The sequence below is a fragment of the Streptococcus mitis genome (assembly GCF_047462815.1).
Lineage (GTDB): Bacteria > Bacillota > Bacilli > Lactobacillales > Streptococcaceae > Streptococcus > Streptococcus mitis_DO.
Window position 1 is genome coordinate 145,480 of sequence record NZ_JASHFB010000003.1, and the last position, 17,395, is coordinate 162,874.

The following is a 17,395-nucleotide window of genomic DNA, read 5'->3' on the forward strand; positions in this document are numbered from 1 at the left end:
TTATGGAAGGGGGGAGGTGAAATTGTCTTGAATGAAATTTCTAATTTCATCCTGTATACTACACCCAATGGCCATGTTCAGCTAGATATCCTTTTACAGGATGAAAATCTTTGGTTGACTCAAAAAGGTCTTGCAGAACTCTTTGGAGTTGAACGAAGTGTCATTACAAAGCACTTGAAAAACATTTATGATAGTGGTGAGTTGGATAAGATGTCAACTTGTGCAAAATTTGCACAGGTTCAACAAGAGGGCAATAGAACTGTCAGGCGTGAACTTGAATATTACAATCTGGATGCTATCATTTCAGTAGGCTATCGTGTAAATTCCAGCAAGGCTACTCAATTTAGAATTTGGGCAACCAAGACCTTGAAAGAATTTATTATCAAAGGTTTTGTTTTAGATGATGAACGCTTGAAACAAGGACAGACAGTTTTCGGAAAAGATTATTTTCGTGAACTTTTAGAACGAATTCGCTCTATTCGTTCTAGCGAGCGCCGAATCTATCAACAAATTACGGATATCTTTGCCGAATGTGCCATAGATTATGATCGAAACTCAGATATTACTAAAAATTTCTATGCTATGGTGCAAAATAAATTTCATTATGCAATTACTGGAAGTACGGCTGCAGAAATTATCTATCAGCAAGCCGATGCTAGTAAAGAAAAAATGGGATTAACTACTTGGAAACATGCACCTGATGGACGAGTGCTCAAATCAGATGTAACGGTGGCTAAAAACTATTTGCAAGAAAAAGAAATTCGACAACTAGAGCGAACTGTTACAGCCTATTTTGATTATATCGAGGGTTTGGTTGAGCGCCGTAATACTTTTACAATGCGAGGATTGGCAGATAGTATTGATCGTTTTCTATCTTTTAATGAGTACGAAATTTTAGAAGGAAAAGGAAGTGTTTCCAAGAAACAAGCAGACTCAAAAGCCATCCAAGAGTATGAAAAATTTAACCGAACTCAAAAAATCATATCAGACTTTGATAAACATATTATGAAGATAATGAGAGAAAGTTAATGTAAAAATTTTACACATTTTTTATGCTAATAGAAGATGCTGAGAAAAACAAGATGAGTTGAATCAAAGCCTATCTTCTACCTACTAATTTTATTTAAAGATATTAACTAGAAAGGACAAACACATGTCTAAAGAACTTTCACCTAAATACAATCCAGCCGAAGTTGAGGCTGGTCGTTACCAAAAATGGCTTGACGAAGATGTTTTCAAGCCTTCAGGCGATCAAAAGGCTAAGCCATATTCTATCGTGATTCCACCACCAAACGTTACTGGAAAACTCCACCTTGGTCATGCTTGGGATACTACTCTTCAGGATATTATCATCCGTCAAAAACGCATGCAAGGTTTTGACACACTTTGGCTTCCAGGTATGGACCACGCGGGGATTGCTACTCAAGCTAAGGTTGAGGAGCGCTTGCGTGGTGAAGGCATTAGTCGTTACGACTTAGGTCGTGAAAAATTCTTGGAAAAAGTCTGGGAATGGAAAGACGAATATGCCACTACCATCAAGGAACAATGGGGCAAGATGGGGCTCTCTGTAGACTATTCTCGCGAGCGTTTCACTCTTGACGAAGGTTTGTCAAAAGCTGTTCGCAAGGTCTTTGTGGACCTTTACAAGAAAGGCTGGATCTACCGTGGTGAATTTATCATCAACTGGGATCCAGCAGCTCGCACAGCTCTTTCTGATATCGAGGTTATCCACAAGGACGTTGAAGGTGCCTTCTACCACATGAACTACATGCTGGAAGATGGCTCACGCGCCCTTGAAGTTGCGACAACTCGTCCAGAGACCATGTTTGGAGACGTTGCGGTTGCGGTCAATCCAGAAGACTCACGCTACAAGGACTTGATTGGTAAAAACGTCATCCTTCCAATCGCTAATAAATTAATCCCAATCGTTGGAGACGGACACGCTGATCCTGAGTTTGGTACTGGTGTCGTGAAAATCACACCTGCCCACGATCCAAACGACTTCTTGGTTGGTCAACGTCATAACTTGCCACAAGTCAACGTTATGAATGACGACGGAACCATGAATGACTTGGCCTTTGAATTTGCAGGCATGGATCGCTTTGAAGCTCGTAAGGCAGTTGTTGCTAAGCTGGAAGAAATCGGTGCCCTCGTTAAAATCGAAAAACGTGTCCACAGTGTTGGTCACTCAGAGCGTACAGGTGTTGTGGTGGAACCACGCTTGTCTACTCAGTGGTTCGTCAAGATGGATCAATTGGCCAAAAATGCTATTGCTAACCAAGATAAAGAAGACAAGGTAGAATTCTACCCACCTCGTTTCAACGATACCTTCCTCCAATGGATGGAAAATGTCCACGACTGGGTAATCTCTCGTCAGCTCTGGTGGGGTCACCAAATCCCTGCTTGGTACAATGCTGAGGGTGAAATATATGTCGGCGAAGAAGCTCCAGAAGGTGACGGTTGGACTCAGGACGAAGATGTCTTGGATACGTGGTTTAGTTCGGCTCTTTGGCCATTCTCTACCATGGGCTGGCCGGATGTCGACTCAGAAGACTTCAAACGTTATTATCCAACATCAACTTTGGTGACTGGTTATGATATTATCCCGTTCTGGGTATCTCGAATGATTTTTCAAGGTTTGGAATTTACTGGCAAGTCGCCATTCAAAAATGCCTTGATTCACGGTCTCATTCGTGACGAGCAAGGTCGTAAGATGTCGAAATCTCTCGGTAACGGGATTGATCCAATGGATGTTATTGATAAGTACGGAACAGATAGCCTTCGTTGGTTCCTTTCAAACGGTTCTGCACCAGGGCAAGACGTGCGCTTCTCTTACGAGAAAATGGATGCTTCTTGGAACTTCATTAACAAAATCTGGAACATCTCTCGCTACATCCTCATGAACAATGAAGGCTTGACCCTTGAGCAAGCAACTGCCAATGTGGAAAAAGTTGTCAACAAGGAAGCTGGAAATGTCACCGACCGCTGGATTCTCCACAACCTCAATGAAACGATCGGCAAAGTCACTGAAAACTTTGACAAGTTTGAATTTGGTGTTGCTGGACACATCCTCTACAACTTCATCTGGGACGAGTTTGCGGACTGGTACGTTGAGTTGACTAAGGAAGTCCTTTATAGCGACAACGAAGAAGAGAAAGTTATCACACGTTCTGTTCTCCTTTACACTCTGGACAAGATCCTTCGTCTCCTCCACCCAATCATGCCATTCGTGACAGAGGAAATCTTTGGACAAATCTCAGAAGGCTCTATCGTGACAGCAGAATACCCAACTGTCAACCCAGCCTTTGAAGACTTTGCGTCTCACACTGGTGTGGAAAGCCTCAAAGACTTGATCCGTGCCGTTCGTAACGCGCGTGCGGAAGTAAACGTAGCTCCAAGCAAACCTATCACCATCCTTGTTAAGACAAGCGATAGCGACTTGGAAGCCTTCTTTAACAGCAATGTCAACTACATTAAACGCTTCACAAATCCAGAACACTTGGAAATCGCATCAACCATCACTGCACCTGAACTCGCTATGTCAAGCGTCATCACAGGAGCAGAAATCTACCTGCCACTGGCAGACCTCCTCAATGTCGAAGAAGAACTGGCCCGTCTCGACAAGGAACTTGCTAAATGGCAAAAAGAACTGGACATGGTCGGTAAGAAGCTCTCTAACGAACGCTTCGTAGCCAACGCCAAACCAGAAGTCGTCCAAAAAGAACGCGACAAACAAGCCGACTACCAAGCCAAATACGACGCGACCGTCGCACGTATTGATGAGATGAAGAAGTTGGTGAAATAAACACAGAAACACGGTGATGAGCCGTGTTTTTTGGTATAATGAAATCAATATCTATTGATGGAGAAAGTAATGTCTAAACACCCGCATTATGAATTGTTAAATTTAATTGGCTACGGTCTTGCCAAGTTTGACAAGCTTTTTATAAAAGAATTTCAATGTTCTAGTAAGTCGGAGTTTTATCGCTATGTGGTTTCTCTGGGAATTGCTGAAACAACTGGAGTTGTAAAAAATAGAATGGATTTATTTGATCCTTATTTTGACAATAATCGAAAAGGTTGGTGGCAGAAGGCTGAAGTTTACCGTTTTCGTAAAGATTTAATTGATATGATGTTTGGAAATGAAGATGTTCATAGTTATGCTGAAATCGTTAAAATGCTACTTGCTAGTGAAGGAAAGCGAACAGGCATTACTACCATTGAAAAACCAATTATTCGAACTAAATTCAAACGTCTACAAGAAACTGGAATGGAAGCAGAAAATTATTTTATACTCAACTTTGATAAAGAAGAAAAATTTCAAGGTGGACTATTGACCGATGCCCGTCTTTATGGTGATGGATATGATTTCCAAGTAGATGTTCAAGAACATTCTTATCTTGCCGAAGTTAAAGGAATTCGAAAATCTAAGGGTCGCATTCGATTGACTGCCAACGAATTTGAGAAAGCTAAAGAGTTTCAATCAGATTTTATTTTATCTCTAGTTACCAACCTAGATGATATTCCAAAGCTAGTGTTAATCGATAATCCTTTAAAACATTTTGAGTTTAAAAAGAATATTATAAAAAATGAAATTATTGAATATAGAAGCTTAGAAGATTTGTATTAGTTCCCCCTTAACCTTTGACTATTCCGCAAAATTATCGTAAAATAAAGAGTAAATGATAAAATGAGGTCAGAGTCTGTTTACTCTGGCGATAGTAGTAAAAATGAGGAGAAACGCTTTGGAATTAGAAGTATTTGCTGGGCAAGAAAAAAGTGAACTATCTATGATTGAGGTAGCGCGTGCTATCTTGGAACTTCGTGGTCGCGATCATGAGATGCATTTTAGCGATCTTGTAAACGAAATTCAAAACTACCTTGGAACATCAAACAGCGATATCCGCGAAGCTTTACCTTTGTTCTACACAGAGTTGAACTTTGACGGTAGCTTCATCTCACTTGGAGATAACAAATGGGGGCTTCGTTCATGGTATGGTGTGGATGAAATCGACGAAGAAATCATCGCTCTTGAGGAAAATGACGACGATGAAGTAGCACCAAAAGCTAAGAAAAAACGTGTCAATGCCTTCATGGATGGTGATTCAGATGCTATTGACTACAATGCAGATGATCCAGAAGACGAAGATGCATACGAAGCAGATCCAGCTCTTTCATACGATGATGAAAATCCAGATGATGAGAAAAATGAAGTGGAAGCTTACGATGCAGAAATCAACGAAATCGCTCCTGATGACTTGGGTGAAGACGTGGATCTCAACGAAGAAGACGACGAGTTTTCAGATGATGATACTGAAAACATCGAGGAATAAAAGTTAGCTATTGACAATTATCCTATTTTTAGGTATCATATTGTTCGGGCACCTCTTTTGGAGGTCGGGGCTCCCTAGTTCTTAGGGAGCTATTTTTGTTTTTTCAAGAAGTTATATTCTTGTATTTTATACTCAATGAAAATCAAAGAGCAAACTAGGAAGCTAGCCGCAAGCTGTACTTGAGTACGGTAAGGCGCAGCTGACGTGGTTTGAATTTGATTTTCGAAGAGTATTTGTTGTGAATCTGGTGCAGTCATCCCAGATTATTCTTATTAGTAGGGTCTTGTTTTCTATGTCCCCTCGTAGTTGACAAGACATTGAGCATTTTAGAAAGAGGAATCTATGTCAACGAAATATATTTTTGTAACTGGTGGTGTGGTATCGTCTATTGGGAAAGGGATTGTTGCAGCGAGTTTGGGCCGTCTATTGAAAAATCGTGGTCTCAAAGTAACCATTCAAAAGTTTGACCCTTATATCAATATCGATCCGGGGACTATGAGCCCTTATCAGCACGGGGAAGTTTTTGTGACAGATGATGGAGCTGAGACAGATTTGGACTTGGGTCACTATGAACGTTTCATCGATATCAATCTTAATAAATATTCCAACGTGACAACTGGTAAAATTTACAGTGAAGTTCTTCGTAAGGAACGCCGTGGAGAATACCTTGGGGCAACTGTTCAAGTTATTCCTCATATCACAGATGCTTTGAAAGAGAAAATCAAGCGTGCTGCTCTAACGACTGACTCTGATGTCATTATCACAGAGGTTGGTGGAACAGTAGGAGATATCGAGTCCTTGCCATTCCTAGAGGCCCTTCGTCAGATGAAAGCAGATGTGGGTGCGGATAATGTCATGTATATCCATACAACCTTGCTTCCTTACCTCAAGGCTGCTGGTGAAATGAAAACCAAACCAACCCAACACTCTGTAAAAGAATTGCGTGGATTGGGAATCCAACCAAATATGTTGGTTATTCGTACAGAAGAGCCAGCTGGTCAAGGAATTAAAAACAAACTAGCCCAGTTCTGTGATGTGGCACCAGAAGCCGTTATCGAATCGTTGGATGTTGAACACCTTTACCAAATTCCATTGAACTTGCAGGCGCAAGGTATGGACCAAATTGTCTGTGACCATTTGAAATTAGATGCACCAGTAGCGGATATGACAGAATGGTCAGCCATGGTGGACAAGGTCATGAACCTTAAGAAACAAGTTAAGATTTCCCTTGTCGGTAAGTATGTTGAGTTGCAAGATGCCTACATTTCGGTGGTTGAAGCCTTGAAACACTCTGGTTATGCCAACGAGGCAGAAGTGAAAATCAATTGGATCAATGCCAATGATGTGACAGCAGAGAATGTGGCAGAGCTCTTGTCTGATGCGGATGGAATTATCGTACCAGGTGGTTTTGGCCAGCGTGGTACTGAAGGGAAAATCCAAGCCATTCGCTATGCGCGTGAAAATGATGTTCCAATGTTGGGAGTCTGCTTGGGAATGCAGTTGACTTGTATCGAGTTTGCTCGTCACGTTTTAGGTCTTGAAGGTGCCAATTCTGCAGAGCTTGCACCAGAAACAAAATACCCTATCATTGATATCATGCGTGATCAGATTGATGTTGAGGATATGGGGGGAACCCTTCGCTTGGGACTTTATCCATCTAAGTTGAAACGTGGCTCTAAGGCAGCAGCTGCTTATCACAATCAAGAAGTGGTGCAACGCCGTCACCGTCACCGTTATGAGTTTAACAATGCCTTCCGTGAGCAGTTTGAGGCAGCAGGCTTTGTCTTTTCAGGTGTTTCTCCAGACAATCGTTTGGTAGAAATTGTAGAAATTCCTGAAAATAAATTCTTTGTAGCGTGTCAGTATCACCCTGAACTGTCAAGCCGTCCAAATCGTCCAGAAGAACTCTACACTGCCTTTGTGACTGCAGCAGTTGAGAACAGCAATTAGCAAAATCAGAACCTTTGAGAAGAATCTCAGAGGTTTTTTACTAGCATATTTAGGATAAGATTTGCAAAATAAAAACATAGTGATATAATTAACATAAAAAATCCTAAGGAGGAACTACAATGAAAAAAATCACACTATTTAGTTTAGCTTTAACAGGTCTAGCTTTACTAGCTTTCCCTCATTCAGGGCAGGCATTTGAGCTTAAAGAAGAATGGGTTGTTAAGTGTGGAGTACAGTATCAAGATGGCAAGATTCTTCGATTTAATAATGGTCATGAAGTGGATATTAAAGTCTTGGATTTACCAAAAAATGAGAAAATCGAGTGGACGGTTAGTCTCAATGGTCAAGATCAGACAGTCAATTTTCTAGGTCAAGAAAAGGACAAGTCTATGATTGGTATAGAAGGGCGTTACCTGAATTTCTATGTTCCATATGGCTATAGAGGAGATATCAAGGTCGAGGCTAAGAGCGGAAACGAAGTAAAGACCTGGTCAACGAAAGTTGTAGATGATATTCATAATGATAGTGGAAAGAGAGGTTACTATCGTATTGAAGAATCAAATAATCAATACACCTACCTTGATACAAAATGGGATTATCAAACCAAGATTTACACTGCCACCCTACCAGAGACTGTCAATGGTCAAAAAGTCTTTGCTTGGGCAGACTATGACAATGGCGAGTTGAAACTTGAAAAACTAAAGTCTATCAGTCATAAATATGATAGAGGATCTTTCAAAGAACTTTATCCAATTGTAAAAGTAGAAAGTTGGCTAAAATCAAACCAAAACTGGTACTATCAAAAACAAGGTCAATTAGTGCAGAAGGATTGGGTTTATGACAAGGGAACTTGGTACTTTATGAATGATAAAGGAGTCATGTTCAATCAAACTTGGCTTTATCAAGGTAGCAACTGGTATGCCTTTAAATCATCAGGAGCTATGATTGCTAGTGACTGGCTTTACGACCAAGGCAAGTGGTACTATTTATCAACTTCAGGAGCCATGAAAGCAAGCACTTGGGTTTATGACAAGGGAGAATGGTATTATGTAAGTTCTTCTGGTGCCATGATTGCGAATGATTGGGTCAAAGACAATGGTAAGTGGTATTATCTAGCTTCATCAGGTAAGATGCTTAGCAATACCTATACACCAGATGGTTACTATGTTGGCAACTCAGGCGCTTGGCAATAAGAATAAAAAGTCCTTTTCCTTAAAGGAAGAGGCTTTTTACTTGCTTTTCTGCTGCTTCCTCATTTGTCCTGAAGCGTTTTTTGTGTTAAAATGAATGGTATGAAAGCTAAAAAAATGTGGATGGCAGGCTTGGCTCTGCTTGCTATTGGGAGCCTTACCCTTGCTACGAAAAAAGTTGCAGATGACCATAAACTCATGAAGACTCAGGAAGAGTTGACAGCGATTGTGCGAGACCATTTTTCCGACATGGGGGGAATTGCGACCCTATATGTTCAAGTTTATGAAAGCAGTCTGGAGAGCTTGGTTGGTGGCGTCATTTTTGAGGATGGCCGTCATTATACCTTTGTCTATGAAAATGAAGACCTAGTCTATGAGGAGGAAGTTTTATGATACAACCAGCAAGTTTAGAAGAATTAGCATCTTTAGTAGAAAAAGATGGCAAGAAGGTCTTTCTTTTTGTGGCGGACTGGTGTGGCGATTGTCGTTACATCTATCCTGCCTTGCCAGAAATTGAGGAAACCAATCCAGAGTTCACCTTTATTCGGGTGGACCGCGACCAGTATATGGATTTGGCTAAACTCTGGGATGTTTATGGAATTCCTAGCCTTGTTGTTCTAGAAAAGGACAAGGAAATTGGTCGTTTTGTTAATCGCGACCGTAAAAGTAAGCAACAAATTAACGACTTTTTAGCAGGACTGAAATAGGAGAAAATAGAAACAATGATTTTTACATATAACAAAGAACATGTCGGTGATGTCCTTATGGTCATCGTGAAAAACAGTGGAGATGCCAAACTGGATGTGGAGCGCAAAGGCAAGGTAGCTCGTGTTTTCCTCAAAGATAATGGGGAAACAGTGGCTTGGAATATTTTCGAAGTTTCGAGTTTGTTTGAAATTGCTGAGCGTGGTCAAGTCTTTTTGACAGATGAGCAAGTCGCTCGTTTGAACCAAGAATTGAAGGCGGAAAGTTTTACAGAAGAAATTGTCAATGACAAGGAACCTAAGTTTGTTGTTGGTGAAATTGTCGAGATGGTAGCTCATCCAGATAGTGATCACCTCAACATCTGCCAAGTTGCAGTCTCAAGTGACAAGACAGTGCAAATTGTTGCCGGAGCACCTAATGCGCGTGTTGGATTGAAAACCATTGTAGCTCTTCCTGGAGCGATGATGCCCAAAGGCAACCTCATTTTCCCAGGCGAACTTCGTGGCGAAAAGAGTTTTGGCATGATGTGCAGTCCTCGTGAATTGCATCTGCCAAATGCTCCGCAAAAACGTGGTATTATTGAATTATCAGAAGACCAAGTTGTCGGAACTCCATTTGACCCAGCCAAACACTGGACTGCCTAAGAATTGTCAGTATCTGATAGACCAGATAGAAGGAAATAAGATGGCAAAAAATGTAGTGATTACAGGAGCAACCTCAGGCATTGGTGAAGCGATTGCGCGTGCATATCTGGAGCAGGGGGAGAATGTCGTTCTAACAGGACGACGGACAGACAGATTAGAGGTTCTCAAGTCAGAGTTTGCAGCAACCTATCCAAATCAAACAGTTTGGATCTTTCCACTGGATGTGACGGATATGACTATGGTGAAGACTGTCTGCTCCGATATTCTAGAAACGATAGGGCAGATTGATATCTTGGTCAATAACGCCGGGCTAGCTCTAGGTTTAGCCCCCTATCAGGACTATGAAGAATTGGATATGTTGACCATGTTGGATACCAATGTCAAGGGTTTGATGGCAGTCACTCGCTGTTTTTTGCCAGCAATGGTAAAAGCCAATCAAGGACATATCATCAATATGGGCTCAACCGCAGGAATTTATGCTTATGCAGGTGCAGCAGTTTATTCAGCTACCAAGGCAGCAGTTAAGACTTTTTCAGATGGACTGCGAATTGATACCATTGCAACGGATATCAAGGTTACGACCATTCAGCCTGGAATTGTCGAAACAGATTTCTCTACAGTTCGTTTTCATGGTGACAAAGAGCGAGCTGCGTCCGTCTATCAGGGAATCGAAGCCTTGCAAGCTCAGGATATTGCAGACACAGTAGTCTATGTGACCAGTCAACCTCGTCGTGTGCAGATTACAGATATGACCATCATGGCCAATCAACAGGCAACAGGTTTCATGGTTCATAAAAAGTAAAAAATTTCCTCGAAAAGTTACAAATTTCTGTAACTTTTTTGATTTCCTACGAATAGATAAGTAGGAGGAAGAAAATATGTATAATAAAGTTATTATGATTGGACGTTTAACGTCTACACCAGAATTGCACAAAACCAACAATGACAAGTCAGTTGCGCGAGCAACCATTGCTGTGAATCGTCGTTACAAAGACCAAAACGGTGAACGTGAAGCTGATTTTGTCAATATGGTCCTATGGGGCAGACTAGCCGAAACTTTGGCAAGCTACGCAACAAAAGGAAGTCTCATTTCAGTGGATGGAGAACTTCGTACCCGTCGTTTTGAGAAAAATGGCCAGATGAACTACGTGACAGAAGTACTTGTCACAGGATTTCAACTATTGGAAAGTCGTGCTCAACGTGCCATTCGTGAAAATAATGCAGGCCAAGATTTGGCAGATTTGGTCCTGGAAGAGGAAGAATTACCATTTTAAACATTGAAAAGTCTGAGTTGTTCTCAGGCTTTTTATCTTGAGAAAGTCAGACTTTTTTCTTGACTATTTCTGACCAAGTGATACAATAGAACTATGGATTAGCACTCGGGTGTAAAGAGTGCTAATAGTATCTATCTTATCATGGAGGAAAGCAGATGTTGAAACCATTAGGAGACCGTGTGGTCTTGAAAATCGAAGAAAAAGAACAAACTGTTGGAGGTTTTGTCCTCGCAGGCTCAGCCCAAGAAAAAACAAAAACAGCCCAAGTTGTAGCTACTGGACAAGGTGTTCGTACCTTGAACGGTGATTTGGTTGCCCCAAGCGTTAAGACTGGCGACCGTGTCTTAGTTGAAGCCCATGCAGGTCTTGATGTCAAAGATGGCGATGAAAAGTACATCATCGTTGGCGAAGCTAATATCTTGGCTATCATTGAAGAATAGAAGGAGAAAGTAAGTATGTCAAAAGAAATTAAATTTTCATCTGATGCTCGTTCAGCTATGGTCCGTGGTGTCGATATCCTTGCAGACACTGTTAAAGTAACCTTGGGACCAAAAGGTCGGAATGTCGTTCTTGAAAAATCATTCGGTTCACCTTTGATTACCAATGACGGTGTGACCATTGCCAAAGAAATCGAGTTGGAAGACCATTTCGAAAATATGGGTGCCAAATTGGTATCAGAAGTAGCTTCAAAAACAAATGATATCGCAGGTGACGGGACTACAACTGCAACTGTTTTGACTCAAGCGATCGTCCGCGAAGGAATCAAAAACGTCACAGCAGGCGCAAATCCAATCGGCATTCGTCGTGGGATTGAAACAGCAGTTGTCGCAGCAGTTGAAGCCTTGAAAAACAATGCCATCCCTGTTGCTAATAAAGAAGCTATCGCTCAAGTTGCAGCTGTATCTTCTCGTTCTGAAAAAGTCGGTGAATACATTTCTGAAGCCATGGAGAAAGTTGGCAAAGATGGTGTCATCACTATCGAAGAGTCACGCGGTATGGAAACAGAACTTGAAGTTGTGGAAGGAATGCAGTTTGACCGTGGTTACCTTTCACAGTATATGGTGACAGATAGCGAAAAAATGGTAGCTGATCTTGAAAATCCATACATTTTGATTACTGACAAGAAGATTTCAAATATCCAAGAAATCTTGCCACTCCTAGAAAGCATTCTCCAAAGCAATCGTCCACTCTTGATTATTGCGGATGATGTAGATGGTGAAGCTCTTCCAACCCTTGTATTGAACAAGATTCGTGGAACCTTCAATGTGGTAGCAGTCAAGGCACCTGGTTTTGGTGACCGTCGCAAAGCCATGCTTGAAGATATCGCCATCTTAACAGGCGGAACAGTTATCACAGAAGATCTTGGTCTTGAGTTGAAAGATGCGACAATTGAAGCTCTTGGTCAAGCAGCGAGAGTAACTGTGGACAAAGATAGCACTGTTATCGTAGAAGGTGCTGGAAATCCTGAAGCGATTTCTCACCGTGTTGCAGTTATCAAGTCTCAAATCGAAACCACAACTTCTGAATTTGACCGTGAAAAATTGCAAGAACGCTTGGCGAAATTGTCAGGTGGTGTAGCAGTCATCAAGGTCGGAGCTGCAACTGAAACTGAGTTGAAAGAAATGAAACTCCGCATTGAAGATGCCCTCAACGCTACTCGTGCAGCTGTTGAAGAAGGTATCGTTGCAGGTGGTGGAACAGCCCTTGTCAATGTTATTCCAGCCGTGGCTGATTTGGAATTGACAGGAGACGAAGCAACGGGCCGCAATATTGTTCTCCGTGCTTTGGAAGAACCTGTTCGTCAAATCGCCCACAATGCAGGATTTGAAGGCTCTATCGTTATCGATCGTTTGAAAAATGCTGAAGTTGGTACAGGCTTCAACGCAGCAACTGGCGAATGGGTTAACATGATTGATCAAGGGATTATCGACCCAGTTAAAGTGAGTCGTTCAGCTCTACAAAATGCAGCATCTGTAGCCAGCTTGATTTTGACTACGGAAGCAGTCGTAGCCAATAAACCAGAACCAGCAGCTCCGGCTCCAGCAATGGATCCAAGCATGATGGGCGGCATGATGTAAGCTTTCTATAGAAAACAACTTATAAAAAACACAAAAGGAGGGAATGCCTATTCCTCCTTTTTATGATATTCACTTCTAAATTGATTTGAGCTCTCCTAACTTATATGATAAAATAAGACTATAAAAAGGAGAAGAACATGATCGATGTAGAAGAAATTCTGAGCAAGATGAACCCCAATCAGAAGATTAATTATGACCGTGTCATGCAGAAGATGGTACAAGTATGGGAGAAAAATGAGCAACGTCCAACTATTCTCATGCATGTTTGCTGTGCCCCTTGCAGTACCTATACTCTAGAATATTTGACTAAGTATGCAGACGTGACCATTTATTTTGCCAATTCTAATATCCATCCCAAGGCAGAATACCATAAGCGAGCCTATGTTACCAAGAAATTTGTCAGTGATTTTAATGAGCGGACAGGAAATACGGTCCAGTATCTAGAAGCTCCCTACGAACCAAATGAATATCGTAAGTTAGTCAGAGGACTGGAAGAAGAGCCTGAAGGTGGCGACCGTTGTAAGGTTTGCTTTGACTACCGACTGGATAAGACAGCTCAAGTGGCTATGGATTTAGGCTTTGACTACTTCGGTTCGGCTTTAACCATCAGTCCTCATAAGAATTCTCAAACCATCAACAGCATCGGAATCGACGTGCAAAAAATTTATACCACCCACTATCTTCCCAGCGATTTCAAGAAAAATCAAGGCTACAAACGTTCAGTAGAGATGTGTGAGGAGTATGATATCTATCGTCAATGTTATTGTGGATGCGTCTATGCAGCCCAAGCCCAGAATATTGACCTGGTTCAGGTTAAGAAAGATGCTACAGCTTTCTTGCTGGATAAGGATGTTGAAAAAGACTATTCCCACATCAAATTTACTGTTACGAAATTAGATATATAGAAATCACCCCAGCTGTAAAGCTGGGTTTTTAAAATAAAAAAACCGGGGTCTTAACCCCAGTTTGACAACTTTACCGATTCTTTAGTTCTACATAGCGCTTGTACCAAATGTTTACATAGGCTTCTGAGAAAGGACCTCGTCCATTGTTAATCCAATCAACAAGAATTTTAACATGTTCTTTTAAAATGTAGTCCAAGTCATCAGAATAATTCATTTTGCGTTTGTGACGCTCATACTCCTCAACGTCCAAGAGACGTTTTTCCCCATCTGTAAAAATTTTAACATCCAAATCGTAATCAATATACTTCAGTGCTTCTTCATCCAGATAGTAGGGGCTAGCCATATTGCAATAGTAGGAAATTCCATTATCGCGAATCATGGCAATGATATTAAACCAATATTTCTTGTGAAAGTAAACAATAGCCGGTTCTCGAGTGACCCAACGACGACCATCACTTTCGGTAACCAGTGTATGATCGTTGACACCAATAATGGCGTTTTCTGTTGTTTTTAGTACCATGGTGTCCCGCCAAGTTCGGTGGAGACTCCCATCATGCTTATAACTTTGAATTGTAATAAAGTTGCCTTCTTTTGGAAGTTTCATAACTAACCAACTTTCTACAATTTATAAGTTTATCGTTTACTATTGTACCATAAAATTACCTAAAATCTGTGAATTTTACATGAAAATATTAAAGATATTCTCTGAGAGCGCTTGCTATATCCGAAAAATCGTAGCCTTTTCGTGCTAAAACTTGTGTTAAACGTTGTTTAAGTTCGTATCCTTCATATTTTCGGGCATACTTGGCATATTGATTATCAAGTTCCTTGAAGATGAGTTCCTGAGTCGTTTCTTGGTCAACTTGACTATCCAACTGGTCAAAGGCACTTTTAGCATCAGAATAGGAAAACCCCTTGTTGGTCAGATTTTGGATTATCTTATCCTGCAAAGCACGAGCTGGAAGTTTTCCTTCATATTTTTTCAATAGTTTATTAGCTACGCGTTGAGCAACTTCAGAAAAATCAAATTCTTTCAAGTTCTCTTCTATAGTAGATTTTGAAATTCCCTTTTGTGTTAGTTTCTGAGTCAGTACATAAGGCCCCTTGTCTCCTGAAAGTTGATTGGCATTGATGATAGCATAAGCGTACTGACCATCATTAATCCACTTATCTTCTTTAAGATTAGCAATGACTTGAGAAACGATGTTTTCATCAATATCGTATTTTTTTAGATATTCTCTAACCTCTTTTTCAGTGCGTGCTTTAAAGGATAGGTGGTAGAGAGCTAGATTCTTACCGTAAGAAAATTGGGCAAACTCCTGAATCTCTTTCAATTCTTCTTCGCTTATCACCTTATCTCTTGATAACATAAAGCGAACAATAGTATCTTCAGTAATGTAGCATTTGTCGTCATTATCAAGCTCCATCAGATAGAGTCTTTTTTTCTTTTCAAGTTTTGTGATTTTCATAGTTCTATTATAACTCAAAATGTGATAAGATAGGGGTATGAATCTGAAAGTAAAACAAAAAATACCATTAAAAATCAAGCGCATGGGAATTAATGGTGAGGGAATCGGCTTTTATCAAAAAACATTAGTCTTTGTGCCTGGTGCTCTCAAAGGTGAAGATATCTATTGTCAGATTACTTCTATTAAACGTAACTTTGTAGAGGCAAAATTACTGAAGGTCAACAAGAAGTCTAAATTCCGTGTTGTGCCAGCATGTACTATTTACAATGAGTGCGGAGGCTGCCAAATCATGCACCTGCATTATGATAAGCAACTGGAGTTCAAGACGGACTTGCTTCATCAAGCACTGAAAAAATTTGCCCCTGCAGGATATGAAAATTATGAAATACGTCCGACGATTGGTATGCAGGAACCAAAGTACTACCGTGCTAAGTTACAATTTCAGACTCGAAAATTTAAGAATCAGGTCAAGGCGGGCTTATATGTACAAAACTCTCATTATTTAGTAGAGTTGAAAGACTGCCTGGTACAAGACAAGGAAACCCAAGTGATTGCTAATCGTCTAGCGGAATTACTTACTTTTCACCAAATTCCAATCACAGATGAGAGAAAAATTCTAGGTGTTAGAACTATAATGGTTCGACGAGCAAGAAAGACTGGACAGGTTCAGATTATTATTGTTACAAATCGTCAGCTTAATTTAACCCAACTAGTAAAAGACTTAGTTAAAGATTTTCCAGAAGTTGTGACAGTAGCTGTTAATACAAATACAGCTAAAACCAGTGAGATTTATGGTGAAAAGACAGAGATTATCTGGGGACAAGAGAGTATTCAAGAAGGTGTACTCGATTATGAATTTTCACTATCTCCACGAGCTTTCTATCAACTAAATCCTGAACAAACAGAAGTTCTTTATAACGAGGCGGTAAAAGCCTTGGATGTTAATAAAGAAGACCATTTGATTGACGCTTATTGTGGAGTGGGAACGATTGGATTTGCCTTTGCAAAGAAAGTAAAGACACTTAGAGGAATGGATATTATCCCAGAAGCTATTGAAGATGCCAAGCGAAATGCGAAAAGAATGGGATTTGACAATACTCATTATGAAGCTGGAACGGCAGAAGAGATTATTCCTCGTTGGTACAAGGAAGGCTACCGAGCAGATGCTCTGATTGTGGACCCACCACGTACAGGTCTGGATGATAAGTTATTAGATACTATTCTTACTTATGTGCCAGAAAAAATGGTTTATATTTCTTGTAATGTTTCGACCTTGGCTCGTGATTTGGTACGCTTAGTAGAAGTCTATGATCTTCATTATATCCAGTCGGTCGATATGTTCCCACATACAGCTCGAACTGAAGCTGTTGTAAAATTAATAAAAAAAGTTTAAAAAAGTAGTTGACAAAAAATAAAAAGTCGGTATAATAGTAAGAGTTGAAAACAACAACTCTGGTCCGTTGGTCAAGGGGTTAAGACACCGCCTTTTCACGGCGGTAACACGGGTTCGAATCCCGTACGGACTATGGTATGTTGCGGTTGGAACACTTGATGAAAAAAGTTTTAAAAAAGTTTCAAAAAAGTGTTGACAAGCGAAAGCGACTGTGATATACTAATATAGTTGTCGCTTGAGAGAAGCGAGTGACAAAGACCTTTGAAAACTGAACAAGACGAACCAATGTGCAGGGCACTACAACTAAGGTTGTAGTACTGAACAATAAAAAAACAATAAATCTGTCAGTGACAGAAATGAGTGAGAACTCAAACTTTTAATGAGAGTTTGATCCTGGCTCAGGACGAACGCTGGCGGCGTGCCTAATACATGCAAGTAGAACGCTGAAGGAGGA

17 protein-coding genes, 1 tRNA gene and 1 rRNA gene are annotated in these 17,395 nt (G+C 40.6%); 17 read left to right on the plus strand and 2 right to left on the minus strand.

Features of this window, described 5'->3' with window-relative positions; genetic code table 11:
* Positions 1-27: 27 nt before the first annotated feature.
* From QM865_RS02710 to QM865_RS02775, 14 genes are all read left to right on the plus strand, one after another.
* Positions 28-1,029, plus strand: a complete 1,002-nt coding sequence (locus QM865_RS02710) for a virulence RhuM family protein (protein WP_414305952.1) — start codon at positions 28-30, stop codon at positions 1,027-1,029.
* A gap of 124 nt (positions 1,030-1,153) precedes the next feature.
* Complete coding sequence (locus tag QM865_RS02715) at positions 1,154-3,805, plus strand: valine--tRNA ligase (RefSeq protein ID WP_414305953.1); 2,652 nt, start codon at positions 1,154-1,156, stop codon at positions 3,803-3,805.
* Positions 3,806-3,874: 69 nt separating this feature from the next.
* Positions 3,875-4,630 carry a DUF3883 domain-containing protein gene (locus QM865_RS02720; protein ID WP_414305954.1) on the plus strand — a complete coding sequence of 252 codons (756 nt, stop codon included), beginning with the start codon at positions 3,875-3,877 and terminating at the stop codon, positions 4,628-4,630.
* Positions 4,631-4,745: 115 nt separating this feature from the next.
* The gene (gene rpoE, locus QM865_RS02725; RefSeq protein ID WP_000418409.1) at positions 4,746-5,333 is read left to right on the plus strand and encodes a DNA-directed RNA polymerase subunit delta; all 588 of its coding nucleotides are present in this window, start codon (positions 4,746-4,748) and stop codon (positions 5,331-5,333) included.
* Positions 5,334-5,675: 342 nt separating this feature from the next.
* On the plus strand, positions 5,676-7,283 hold the full coding sequence (locus QM865_RS02730; protein ID WP_265528802.1) for a CTP synthase: 1,608 nt from the start codon (positions 5,676-5,678) through the stop codon (positions 7,281-7,283).
* A 119-nt stretch (positions 7,284-7,402) separates the two neighbouring features.
* The gene (locus QM865_RS02735) at positions 7,403-8,476 is read left to right on the plus strand and encodes an N-acetylmuramoyl-L-alanine amidase family protein (RefSeq protein WP_414305955.1); all 1,074 of its coding nucleotides are present in this window, start codon (positions 7,403-7,405) and stop codon (positions 8,474-8,476) included.
* Between the two features lie 90 nt (positions 8,477-8,566).
* Positions 8,567-8,866 (plus strand): DUF4651 domain-containing protein, encoded by a 300-nt coding sequence (locus tag QM865_RS02740; RefSeq protein ID WP_414305956.1) that lies wholly within the window; start codon positions 8,567-8,569, stop codon positions 8,864-8,866.
* Entirely contained in the window at positions 8,863-9,180 is a 318-nt protein-coding gene (locus QM865_RS02745; RefSeq protein WP_000615777.1) for a thioredoxin family protein, read from the plus strand. Before QM865_RS02740 ends, QM865_RS02745 begins: the two co-directional genes overlap by 4 nt.
* Before the next feature lie 15 nt (positions 9,181-9,195).
* A complete protein-coding gene (ytpR, locus tag QM865_RS02750) occupies positions 9,196-9,822 on the plus strand; it encodes a YtpR family tRNA-binding protein (RefSeq protein WP_414305957.1) in 627 nt (208 codons plus the stop codon).
* Positions 9,823-9,862: 40 nt separating this feature from the next.
* The gene (locus QM865_RS02755; RefSeq protein ID WP_414305958.1) at positions 9,863-10,624 is read left to right on the plus strand and encodes an SDR family NAD(P)-dependent oxidoreductase; all 762 of its coding nucleotides are present in this window, start codon (positions 9,863-9,865) and stop codon (positions 10,622-10,624) included.
* Between the two features lie 76 nt (positions 10,625-10,700).
* Positions 10,701-11,096 (plus strand): single-stranded DNA-binding protein, encoded by a 396-nt coding sequence (locus QM865_RS02760; RefSeq protein ID WP_261805144.1) that lies wholly within the window; start codon positions 10,701-10,703, stop codon positions 11,094-11,096.
* A 155-nt stretch (positions 11,097-11,251) separates the two neighbouring features.
* Positions 11,252-11,536 carry a co-chaperone GroES gene (gene groES / locus QM865_RS02765; protein ID WP_000917330.1) on the plus strand — a complete coding sequence of 95 codons (285 nt, stop codon included), beginning with the start codon at positions 11,252-11,254 and terminating at the stop codon, positions 11,534-11,536.
* 15 nt (positions 11,537-11,551) lie between these two features.
* A complete protein-coding gene (gene groL, locus QM865_RS02770) occupies positions 11,552-13,174 on the plus strand; it encodes a chaperonin GroEL (protein ID WP_414305959.1) in 1,623 nt (540 codons plus the stop codon).
* 137 nt (positions 13,175-13,311) lie between these two features.
* Positions 13,312-14,079 (plus strand): epoxyqueuosine reductase QueH, encoded by a 768-nt coding sequence (locus tag QM865_RS02775; RefSeq protein ID WP_000567567.1) that lies wholly within the window; start codon positions 13,312-13,314, stop codon positions 14,077-14,079.
* 70 nt (positions 14,080-14,149) lie between these two features.
* Here QM865_RS02775 and QM865_RS02780 read toward each other — a convergent pair whose 3' ends face one another.
* Both QM865_RS02780 and recX read right to left on the minus strand, forming a co-directional pair.
* Positions 14,150-14,683, minus strand: coding sequence for a DUF402 domain-containing protein (locus QM865_RS02780; RefSeq protein ID WP_414305960.1), 534 nt, complete (start codon positions 14,681-14,683; stop codon positions 14,150-14,152).
* 88 nt (positions 14,684-14,771) lie between these two features.
* Positions 14,772-15,548 (minus strand): recombination regulator RecX, encoded by a 777-nt coding sequence (recX, locus tag QM865_RS02785; RefSeq protein WP_203175862.1) that lies wholly within the window; start codon positions 15,546-15,548, stop codon positions 14,772-14,774.
* A 37-nt stretch (positions 15,549-15,585) separates the two neighbouring features.
* On the opposite strand from recX, the gene rlmD reads away from it, so the two are divergent.
* From rlmD to QM865_RS02800, 3 genes are all read left to right on the plus strand, one after another.
* Complete coding sequence (gene rlmD / locus QM865_RS02790; protein WP_153193001.1) at positions 15,586-16,941, plus strand: 23S rRNA (uracil(1939)-C(5))-methyltransferase RlmD; 1,356 nt, start codon at positions 15,586-15,588, stop codon at positions 16,939-16,941.
* Positions 16,942-17,002: 61 nt separating this feature from the next.
* Positions 17,003-17,074 (plus strand) — tRNA-Glu (locus QM865_RS02795).
* A 242-nt stretch (positions 17,075-17,316) separates the two neighbouring features.
* Positions 17,317-17,395, plus strand: a 16S ribosomal RNA gene (locus QM865_RS02800); the annotation flags it as partial.

Excerpts from the sequence above, each read along its gene's own strand:
- QM865_RS02715 (WP_414305953.1), top strand. The coding sequence starts at position 1,154 with ATGTCTAAAGAACTTTCACCTAAATACAATCCAGCCGAAGTTGAGGCT.
- QM865_RS02720 (WP_414305954.1), top strand. The coding sequence starts at position 3,875 with ATGTCTAAACACCCGCATTATGAATTGTTAAATTTAATTGGCTACGGT.
- QM865_RS02730 (WP_265528802.1), top strand. The coding sequence starts at position 5,676 with ATGTCAACGAAATATATTTTTGTAACTGGTGGTGTGGTATCGTCTATT.
- QM865_RS02735 (WP_414305955.1), top strand. The coding sequence starts at position 7,403 with ATGAAAAAAATCACACTATTTAGTTTAGCTTTAACAGGTCTAGCTTTA.
- QM865_RS02740 (WP_414305956.1), top strand. The coding sequence starts at position 8,567 with ATGAATGGTATGAAAGCTAAAAAAATGTGGATGGCAGGCTTGGCTCTG.
- QM865_RS02745 (WP_000615777.1), top strand. The coding sequence starts at position 8,863 with ATGATACAACCAGCAAGTTTAGAAGAATTAGCATCTTTAGTAGAAAAA.
- ytpR (WP_414305957.1), top strand. The coding sequence starts at position 9,196 with ATGATTTTTACATATAACAAAGAACATGTCGGTGATGTCCTTATGGTC.
- QM865_RS02755 (WP_414305958.1), top strand. The coding sequence starts at position 9,863 with ATGGCAAAAAATGTAGTGATTACAGGAGCAACCTCAGGCATTGGTGAA.
- QM865_RS02760 (WP_261805144.1), top strand. The coding sequence starts at position 10,701 with ATGTATAATAAAGTTATTATGATTGGACGTTTAACGTCTACACCAGAA.
- groES (WP_000917330.1), top strand. The coding sequence starts at position 11,252 with ATGTTGAAACCATTAGGAGACCGTGTGGTCTTGAAAATCGAAGAAAAA.
- groL (WP_414305959.1), top strand. The coding sequence starts at position 11,552 with ATGTCAAAAGAAATTAAATTTTCATCTGATGCTCGTTCAGCTATGGTC.
- QM865_RS02775 (WP_000567567.1), top strand. The coding sequence starts at position 13,312 with ATGATCGATGTAGAAGAAATTCTGAGCAAGATGAACCCCAATCAGAAG.
- QM865_RS02780 (WP_414305960.1), bottom strand. The coding sequence starts at position 14,683 with ATGAAACTTCCAAAAGAAGGCAACTTTATTACAATTCAAAGTTATAAG.
- recX (WP_203175862.1), bottom strand. The coding sequence starts at position 15,548 with ATGAAAATCACAAAACTTGAAAAGAAAAAAAGACTCTATCTGATGGAG.
- rlmD (WP_153193001.1), top strand. The coding sequence starts at position 15,586 with ATGAATCTGAAAGTAAAACAAAAAATACCATTAAAAATCAAGCGCATG.